2 protein-coding genes are annotated in these 1,355 nt (G+C 43.2%); both read right to left on the bottom strand.

Translation table 11 applies throughout. The features are described from left to right. Nucleotides 1–191 precede the first annotated feature (191 nt). Nucleotides 192–743, bottom strand: a complete 552-nt coding sequence (locus K6T12_RS21415; protein ID WP_222225006.1) for a hypothetical protein — start codon at nt 741–743, stop codon at nt 192–194. Nucleotides 744–890: 147 nt separating this feature from the next. Continuing rightward, the gene (locus K6T12_RS21410; RefSeq protein ID WP_222225005.1) at nt 891–1,217 is read right to left on the bottom strand and encodes a hypothetical protein; all 327 of its coding nucleotides are present in this window, start codon (nt 1,215–1,217) and stop codon (nt 891–893) included. Nucleotides 1,218–1,355: the final 138 nt, after the last annotated feature.

The raw sequence follows: 1,355 nt of genomic DNA, 5'->3' as shown, positions 1-1,355 counted from the left end.
AGTCGTAGTGCTTGTACCGTGCCATCCCTTGCACCCTCTGCGGTAAAGTTCTATCTGGCGATTGTAGCGGCTTCCAGCTCCGCAGACCAAGGGCTGTAGGACTTATCCGACAGCCTCAACGCCCGCAGCACGCGCGGCTTTGTAGTGGAGGCGAAGCCGCAACGGAAAAGCCGTCGCTGTGCCTGCGATTGTTAGGCATTTTTCTCAAAATCTCTTGATAGCATTTGAGATGCTGCAGAAGCCTCATACATGCCAACCCCTTTTATTTGCTTAGCGATTTCATAACCTTCATCTCTGAATTTCGCAAGCATTGTACTTAGCTCGGTTAATTTGCTTGTATTCAAAACCATTCTAACTGCAGTTCCCCTGCATATATGTGGAAGTTCGATATGCTCCTTTCCAGCCTCATCAAGTTTAATGCCATGATCTCCAGAGCAAATTAGGAAACTGCCACCTAAGCGACAAATTCTATTGATCATATAAAGTCCAAAACCAGAATTATGCCAAGGGTCATTTGTGTCGATGATTGCACCCTTATAATTTTTACTGGAAATCGCTGGCATTAGAGCTTGTTGAATAGCATCACTATGATTTTCAATTTGGACATGGGGGTTATTCTTTAGAGAGGCCTTAAGGCCCATACCGTTATCAATAATTGCTATTTCGACTTTGCTGTAGTACGGCCAGTATTGCGCACAATATTCTATGCTCTTTGATTTGCTATGCTCATAAACGTTACGCATTATTTCACGTATAGAAAAGGTAAGAGCATCAACAAGGTTTCCACTAGTTTGCTGCGCTAATATTTCAGCAAGATGAGCGGAGCGCCTTTCTATAACTTCCTGCTCAGCCTCCCATTCTTTAGTTGCCTCATCAACGATAGTTTGAACTCAAAGAATTGTATAAGGAACAAATCTATCATTTCCGTCAACGCAATTAGGCTCTCTACCGTGCTTCAGGCCAAAAGCTCTAAAGAATGCCATATTTGCTGCGTAATCTTTAGATTGGTAGCCTCTACAGGAAACGACCGCATCCTTATTTCGACGATTAAAATCCCTGATATATTTCGCAACATAAACCATCGTAAATGGCTCTATTCGCCCCATGCTGGAGAAGTCAATTACAACTTCATCCGCACCGCAATGCTGCTCAATTTCATTACAAAAATCGAAAATGGCGTTTACATCACATGTCGATGGATAACTTATTTCTGGCACATAAGCTCCTTATGCCTAACGAGGCTGTCGGATTAGACATTTCGGCACCAATATTCCCATCCGACTTCGCCTCCTTCCGCTCATTTTTTCCTGATTGATCACTGACAGTCATTTTCCTTCAACGATTCAAACAGGCCT

The organism is Marinobacterium arenosum, from assembly GCF_019795155.1.
GTDB lineage: Bacteria > Pseudomonadota > Gammaproteobacteria > Pseudomonadales > Balneatricaceae > Marinobacterium_C > Marinobacterium_C arenosum.
Note: the sequence above shows the minus strand (reverse complement) of the source record. Positions and strands in the feature narration are given on the sequence as shown.